The organism is Protofrankia sp. CiP3, from assembly GCF_917627345.1.
Classification (GTDB): domain Bacteria; phylum Actinomycetota; class Actinomycetes; order Frankiales; family Frankiaceae; genus Protofrankia.
Genome location: NZ_CAKJTM010000165.1, coordinates 1 through 6828 on the forward strand (window position 1 = coordinate 1; position 6828 = coordinate 6828).

Here is a 6828-nt window from a genome sequence, read left to right on the forward strand (position 1 = left end):
GGCTTGGCGGGTCCGTGCGCCGGCGGCGGCGCGGTCGCGCCGGTGGGTGCGCAGGACGAGCCGGGCGCCGCGGGTGTCCGGCCCGGCCTGTCCGGCGTCGCGGTGCCGGCGGCGGATGGTGGAGATGGCCTGTTCGATGGTGGCGGTGCCGGCGTCGGCGTCGGCCAGGGCGGAGGCGTACTCGGCGAGGGTGGCGTCCGAGCACGGCATCGCCGACCGGCCGGCCCGGGTGCACCAGGCCGTGAACTGGGTCCACTGGCGGGTGTAGGCCCGGCGGGTGTGTGCGGCGGTCGCGGCCTCGATGCGGGCGGCAGTGGCCGCCGAGATGGTCGCGTCGAGGCCGTCCGCCGTCGTGGCCGTATCGGCGGGACGCTGCTCGAGGACGCCGGCCGGGACGGGCAGGGCGGTCATGCGGCGGGTCCGAGGAGGCGGCCGGGGGCAATGCGGAGGGTGACCACCCAGCCGTCGGCGCCAACGGGGATGGCGGCGAGAGCGTGGGCGAGTCGCCAGGCCGCGCAACGTTCGCACAACGTCGTGCTGTCATCCAGGACGAGGTCGGCGTCGCGTTCCCCGCACGCCGCGCAGTCGTGGTGGGCGTGCGGGTAGGGCAGGGTGCCGGGGATCGTGCCCATCCCACCTCGTTCGATCTTGGTTTCTGAGTCGCGATACGGCAGATTATCGCGACTCAGCGTCCATTCAGGCCACGCGCCCTGCCGGCCGATCCAGAATGATCTTGATTGGAGATCGTTATCGGGCCGGTGACTCCCGATGGTTTCCATGACCGGCGGACAGCAGCGGTCGACGAACGCGTCCGTGCTGCCGAGGCTGAACGCGATGAGGCCAGCGCCGCACGGCCGCAGCCCACACCGAGCAGGAGCGGCCCAGCTAACGGTAAGTATCGAGAGACAGCTCGGACAGCCTGTGCGACCCCAGCTGCAGATCCGTCACGTCCGCGCTCTGCTCGCCCGGATGGAGAACACCACGGCCTCTCTCCGCGCCTCACGAACCGTCGTGGTCCTGTGGAGAAAGCGCTTAGGAAGGGGGCCGGGTGATCAATTTATATGATTTTTCAGTGTTTGCTTAGGGTAATATGCGAGCTGTTGCCGGGTGAGGGCCAGCGGACCGGCTCCGAGGAGTCGGGGGCACCCGCCGGCCCTCGGGTCCCGCAGAGAACCCGGCACACGAAGGTGCTGAGGTCAACATACGGGGAGGTGGCTGGGTGGACCAGGGCACCACCCCTGTATCGTCCCGTGTCACGTTGGCCGAATGGGCTGAGCGGCACGGGCGCACGGTGGGCACAGCTTGGTCGCACTGGACGAGTCGACCCGATTTTCCTAGACCAGTGGGTCGCCGTCCCCGACCAGGTGGGGCGCCCGGTACAGCGATCGCCGAGTATGACGAGGCCGAACTGGACGCTTGGCTCGCTGCACAACCGGGCATGGGTCCGCCGCCACCGGTCGCGTTCGACGGTGATATTGAGGAACTGTTGACACTCTCGGCATTCGCCGCCCGCGCGCAGGCAGCGGGGAAAACACTGGAACGCAGCACGATCTATCAATATCGTGATCGTGAAGATTTTCCCAAGCCGGTCAACGGCCGGTTCTACCGCGCCGGTGATGTGTTGGAATTCATGAACAGCCGACCTGGCCCTGGTAATCGGCTACGCGGATCGGCCAGGCGTCGTAGGGCGTAAGAATCGCTTCCTGTCTCGGCGGCCTGCTTTTGTCCACTAAGATTAGTAATAGGTAAAATGTAGTCAGAGTGTTTCGATATGGATGGGATGTGGACTTCCATCCATACCCTGCTTGTAGTAGTATGTTGAGTGTCGGGAAAGGGAGGGCACCCCCGAACGACATCCCCGCAGAGCTCAACCGAAGAGCTTCGTCATCATGGAAAAGAAAAACTCGGTACTGTATCTAATGAACATCTCCAATCCCGACCGGCTCGCATCAGACTCCGGCTGGTTGTTCGCGGATCTCCTTGCACCAGTGCTGGTAGATCGGGGCGTCGCAGTGACAATCGGCGGCCCGGCGAAGGTTGCCGACCAGCGGGTTTCCTTCACGCAGGTGCTTGCCCAAAGCACCAAGTATCGTGCTCGTTTCACCAGCGATGTGCACCAACTTGTTTCACTGATTCGGGAAATTCAGCCAACGGCGATTGTCGCCAATCAGATCGAGAACGGATCGGCGATCAGAGCGGCACTCGTGGAAGCCGGATCGGATGCCATGCTGGCCGGTTACTGCCACTATCTGCCCTTCTACGGAGACTATCGGGGCATCCATCTGGACCCCTCTCTCAATGATGGCGGGCTCGGTCATTCGGTCTTGCTCCAGTTTTTTGCAGGGTTGAACGCCTGCGATCGAATCATGATGCATTCCACGATTGCTGCCGAATGGATCATGTCGCTAGCCCCCCGCTTTGGGCTCGACCTAGCTGATCGGCTGCGGATCGTCCCGCCACCGCAGGACCCGCGACTTGTCCGCGTCGACGCCGTGCGTCCCGAGGAGCCGATCGGGATCTACAACCATCGGCTGTATGAGCACTACGGGACAGGACAGTTCGTGAAGCTGGCCCGTCAGGTCACAACGGTGACACCGGTACGGCTCCGGGTAATGGACCTGTTCGGCGTGCGCCGAGCGGGTCGGTCATCCCTGGACTCCAGCCCCGAGCGGTACCGAGACATGCTGGCGGGCTTGCCCCGTACAGAGGTTGTGTCCGACCGCGCCGACCGGTCGCTCTACCGCAGCTATATTGCGCAATCCCTCTTCGGATTTGCTCCTTTTCGGCCAGGCTGCCCCTGGTCAATGTCAGTCATCGACTGCCAGGGAATGGGAGTGCCCGTAATCGCTCCCCGCATGGGTTGGCTGGAGCGGCATATCTCCTCAGAATTGCTCTTCGACAGTCCGGCGGCTGCGCTGGAGATCGTACGCCGTCTGGTAGACGACCCCATTTTCTGGGCTGTGCAGAGCGCGACCGCCAGACGATCCACCGAATCGCTGACCCCCGGCCGGATCGCGGATCTCTACCTGGAGGCGCTGTCATGAGGGACTGCATCATGCTCTCCTACGACGAGCCCATGGCCAACGAACTTTATGCCCGGCTGGTAACCGTTTTTGGCCATGTCCACCGGCTGCATGGAGTCCGTGGCATGCGCCGTGCTTACCGGCTCACGGCGGAAGTGGTCAACTCCGAGGAGTTCTTCCTCGCGGACGGCGACTTCGAGATCGATCTTACATTTTCCGTGAAAGACGTCGCTCCGCTCCCGGGCGAGGTTCCGATGCGGGTCTGGCGGGCACGCAACGCCGTGAACGGCCTGGAGTACGGCTACGGCGGCCTCAAACTCATCCGCCGTAGCGCACTACGCACAATGGGAGAGGCGGTCGACGTTCTGGCCGCTCTCCCCGGCAAGCCACAGTTTGTTCCTGACATCGCAGGCGTAACCCGGTTCAACCAGAGCCCTTATCACACCTGGCACGGAGCCTTCCGTGAATGTGCGATGCTGGCACACGGCAGCGAGTATGGGATGTCGGATGAGGCTGCTCGAGAACGACTTGCGGTATGGACGGCCGGGGGCTCGGGAGACTTTGCCGAGTGGGCCACACGTGGCGCATTCGACGGAATCACCTTCGCAACGCAGACCAAAACTCCTGCCGACTGGGACAACATCAACAATCCGGCCTGGTTGCATCACAGATTCCGCCAGTCCTATGACTACCAGGACAAGTCATGATGGCCTCCTCAGTGTCCATGGCGCTTATCGAACCAAACGCCTATCTCGAAGGCGGCCATTTCCATCACACACTCATCGAACTGTCCCGGGCCGCCACAGCTGAGGGAAGGAAAGCTCTCGTCGTGGCCCTCGATGGAGTCACAAGCGATACCCGTACGGCGTTGCAGGACACCGCCGGCGTTCTCGACCATCCCAGCCAGACTGATGTCCGCGGCCGGATCGCGTGGGCTGGCGCCGTCGGGCTGCGGCATCTCTCCCGGCTTGGCGTCTTGGCCGTCTCCGGCCGACGCCTCCCACTCCCCATCCGTCGTCTGCCTCACCAACTCACGCTGCTCAGCCGCTGCCTCGTCGAGGTCGCTTCGCTTCGTGCGGCGGTACGGCACGCCCCGATCCCGCCAGTGCCGGTCATCCTCACCGCCAGTGAGGCTCTGCACGCCATGGCTGGCTGGCTTTCCGGTGTCGACTATCTTCGGATCGTCCACGAGGTCTACACGACCGAAGACGCGCCCGTGCGTCTGCTCGGCAGACTTGCACGGCTGAGCAGACGTCGGGTGCTGGCCATCGGCACTACTCCCGCGGTGGAAGCCGACCTCATCAGCCGGTTTCCCGGCCTCTCAACGACCGCTCATCCCTTCACCGTGCTCCAGGTCGAGGACCGCCCCGACGACCGGGAACGAGAAGCGGCCCGCGCGTCATTCGGTATCGCTGCTGACGAGACCGTGGCCGCAGTAGTCGGAGGCTGGTGGGGGCACAAGGACCCGGGCACCATCCGGGATGCTCTCGCCGCGACATCCATGCGGCTACACCTGATTGTGGCGGGTAGCCCGCTCGACGCCACGATCCTCAACAGCCTCGCCTGTCTGCCAAACGTGCACCTTCACGTCGTGCACCGAGTCCTGACCGCCGCGGAGGTCCGCACGGTCTACGCCGCGAGCGACGTCACCATCGTCAGTCGTCGTCCTGGCATCGCGAAGGAGAGCGGCCTTGTCATGGACGCGGCGCGTTTCGGTATCCCACTGATCGTTAGCGATCACGATATCGACCTGACGGCGCGGCTGGCCGGGTGCGCGTGGGCACAGATCTTCCGCGCCTCGGAGTCTGATGACCTTGCCCGTACGCTCCCGGACATCGGACGGATGCTGCGTCCTCCTCACGCCGCAGCTGGGCTGTTGGGGATGCGGACCGCACCTGCTCAGCTTGCCGACCTCCGCCGGCTCTATGAACACCGCCTCACCGAAAGAGGAGCACGCCCATGAACCGGTCTCCCGCCCTGGTTGCTGTCGTCGGCCCTGTTGAGCCCGCCCTGCTCAATGCCTTCGTCGAGCACTACCGCGGCTTTGGCATCGACCGTTTCCTGTTGGCGTTCCATTTCCCCGAGAACACTCCGGCCGACAGCCGTGACGTGCTTCTGACAACATGCCGGGAACTACTCGACCGCCCGGAGATCATCAGTAGCGGGCCATGGCACGAATTCACCAACACGGCGCTACGGGAGGAGCTGCGGGCACGGGCCGGGGAGGGGTGGCACCTCCTTGCCGACGTTGATGAGTTCCAGTGCTATCCGGCATCGGTTGCAGAGACGATCGCCGCTGCGGAGGCGGAGATGGTCGACGTTCCCGTTGTTGGGGGTGTCATGCTCGATCGGGTCGCAGCGGACGGGCGGCTGCGACCGTGGGCTCCGGAGGTCGGGCTTGACCGTAGCTACCCGCTCGGTGGTTTCCTGACCCATCGGCTTCTACGTGGTGACCCGCGCAAGGTTGTTCTCGTACGCAGCGGTGTGGAAGTCGCTTCCGGCAACCACCGGAGCCCTGGCCGCCGGCCTGTCAACGATCCGCTCGTCATTGTCCATCACTGCAAGTGGCGCGGCGATGTTGTCACTTATCTGGCGAGGCGGGCGGCGATGCTGGCTGCAGGCAGATGGCAGGAGCAGAGTCCCGCTGTCCGCGACGAGGCGCATCGACTTCTCGCCCATGTGGAGGAGCACGCTGGAAGGCTTGATGTGTCTGGGCAGGCTGTGCTCTTCGGGCCGGTGACTATGGACGTTGTCCCGTCCTGGTGGGCTGACGAGTCTCGCGCGATCGTTGACACCTGGCGGCCTCCCGCCGGCTGACCGGCCAGCGCTACGACTGTTGGATGACTTCTTCACCCTCACCCGTCGGCTCCTCGAACCGGGCGAGGAAGTCATCCAACGCTTCGTCTGTGACGGTCAGCGCGTTGCCGTCGGTACGTTGGTTTCGTATGTGCAGACGGCGGCGCAACACTGAGCGGTCCGCCTTGAAGTACAGCAGATGCCACCGGCCGCCGTGTTCTTCCACGAGCTTCTTGTACCGGTCACGTCCGGCCCGGTCCCACAGGCCGCGATCTATCACTACGGATGTTCCTGCCTTGACCAGGGCGGCCAGCTCGGCCTCCACTTCGGTGACCACTGGGCCTTCCAGCTCGAAGTACCGGTGTTCCGGATAGTCGACGCCGTAGCGACCGTGCCGTGCATGTACCCGTTCGTCGACGGAGAGGCGCACGATGCCCTGGCCCTCCAGGTGCTTGGCGTAGGTCGTCTTGCCAGAACCGGTCAGGCCGCACAGTAGGAATACCTCGGCGACATCCCTGTCCTGCATCAGGAGACATCCCTTCAGCGCTTCGCCTGTCACCCGAAGACTACGACCGATCGGCGCCGCCGGCCACCGGCCCTAGCCCCTGGATGCGCCGAACTGCAGAAGCGTTTGTGCTGCTGCTGGCTGTGTACCTTGACTGCCCTCGAGGTGAAGCGTCCAGTTACACGCTGCCAGGAAGGGCTGAGGTAGGAACGGCGCTCTCTTCTGCCTCCTGCTTGGTGACTATCCCCGAAGCCCCACCACCTTCTTCGGTGACAGTACCGGCATCCTCGGCCGGTTCGCCACTGTCGGTTGCAGTGATCTGTTGACGGCTGCGGCGCTGCACAGGCTGTGGGTAGCCGAGGGAGACCAGTTCCTTGGATGTCCACCCGGCTTCGAGCGCGGCCTTACGCGCGTCGGCGTAAACGGTTTCGGCGTTGGCCGCCTGCTGCTGTACGGCAGCGAGTGCGTCGTGGGTGGTTTGGCGGGCATTGGCGGCATCGACGA

Annotated in this window: 8 protein-coding genes; 4 read left to right on the forward strand and 4 right to left on the reverse strand. The window is 64.4% G+C overall.

From position 1 onward, the window contains the following. Both MJ797_RS25225 and MJ797_RS25230 read right to left on the reverse strand, forming a co-directional pair. A partial coding sequence (locus MJ797_RS25225) for a site-specific integrase (RefSeq protein ID WP_239341990.1) occupies positions 1-411 on the reverse strand: 411 nt, incomplete at its 3' end. Further along, positions 408-632 carry a hypothetical protein gene (locus MJ797_RS25230; RefSeq protein WP_239341992.1) on the reverse strand — a complete coding sequence of 75 codons (225 nt, stop codon included), beginning with the start codon at positions 630-632 and terminating at the stop codon, positions 408-410. The genes MJ797_RS25230 and MJ797_RS25225, both read right to left, overlap by 4 nt. Positions 633-1889: 1257 nt before the next feature. Between MJ797_RS25230 and MJ797_RS25235 the strand changes: the two genes are divergently transcribed. From MJ797_RS25235 to MJ797_RS25250, 4 genes are read left to right on the forward strand one after another with little or no spacing between them, the layout of a single operon-like run. Next, a complete protein-coding gene (locus tag MJ797_RS25235; protein WP_239341994.1) occupies positions 1890-3044 on the forward strand; it encodes a hypothetical protein in 1155 nt (384 codons plus the stop codon). An 11-nt stretch (positions 3045-3055) separates the two neighbouring features. Further along, positions 3056-3730, forward strand: coding sequence for a hypothetical protein (locus MJ797_RS25240; protein ID WP_239341997.1), 675 nt, complete (start codon positions 3056-3058; stop codon positions 3728-3730). Next, a complete protein-coding gene (locus MJ797_RS25245) occupies positions 3727-4986 on the forward strand; it encodes a hypothetical protein (RefSeq protein ID WP_239342000.1) in 1260 nt (419 codons plus the stop codon). The genes MJ797_RS25240 and MJ797_RS25245 overlap by 4 nt, the downstream gene beginning before the upstream one ends. Beyond that, positions 4983-5840 carry a glycosyltransferase family 2 protein gene (locus tag MJ797_RS25250; protein ID WP_239342003.1) on the forward strand — a complete coding sequence of 286 codons (858 nt, stop codon included), beginning with the start codon at positions 4983-4985 and terminating at the stop codon, positions 5838-5840. The genes MJ797_RS25245 and MJ797_RS25250 overlap by 4 nt, the downstream gene beginning before the upstream one ends. Before the next feature lie 10 nt (positions 5841-5850). Here the strand turns inward: MJ797_RS25250 and MJ797_RS25255 are convergent, their stop codons facing one another. Both MJ797_RS25255 and MJ797_RS25260 read right to left on the reverse strand, forming a co-directional pair. Next, positions 5851-6345: an ATP-binding protein gene (locus MJ797_RS25255; RefSeq protein ID WP_239309681.1), complete on the reverse strand. Its 495-nt coding sequence runs from the start codon at positions 6343-6345 to the stop codon at positions 5851-5853. Positions 6346-6502: 157 nt separating this feature from the next. Beyond that, the coding region (locus tag MJ797_RS25260) for a hypothetical protein (protein WP_239342006.1) at positions 6503-6828 on the reverse strand (326 nt) is incomplete at its 5' end.

What these genes read in the sequence shown, in the direction of transcription:
- MJ797_RS25250 (WP_239342003.1), top strand. Translation starts at nt 4,983, where the DNA reads ATGAACCGGTCTCCCGCCCTGGTTGCTGTCGTCGGCCCTGTTGAGCCC.
- MJ797_RS25240 (WP_239341997.1), top strand. Translation starts at nt 3,056, where the DNA reads ATGCTCTCCTACGACGAGCCCATGGCCAACGAACTTTATGCCCGGCTG.
- MJ797_RS25255 (WP_239309681.1), bottom strand. Translation starts at nt 6,345, where the DNA reads ATGCAGGACAGGGATGTCGCCGAGGTATTCCTACTGTGCGGCCTGACC.
- MJ797_RS25230 (WP_239341992.1), bottom strand. Translation starts at nt 632, where the DNA reads ATGGGCACGATCCCCGGCACCCTGCCCTACCCGCACGCCCACCACGAC.
- MJ797_RS25235 (WP_239341994.1), top strand. Translation starts at nt 1,890, where the DNA reads ATGGAAAAGAAAAACTCGGTACTGTATCTAATGAACATCTCCAATCCC.
- MJ797_RS25245 (WP_239342000.1), top strand. Translation starts at nt 3,727, where the DNA reads ATGATGGCCTCCTCAGTGTCCATGGCGCTTATCGAACCAAACGCCTAT.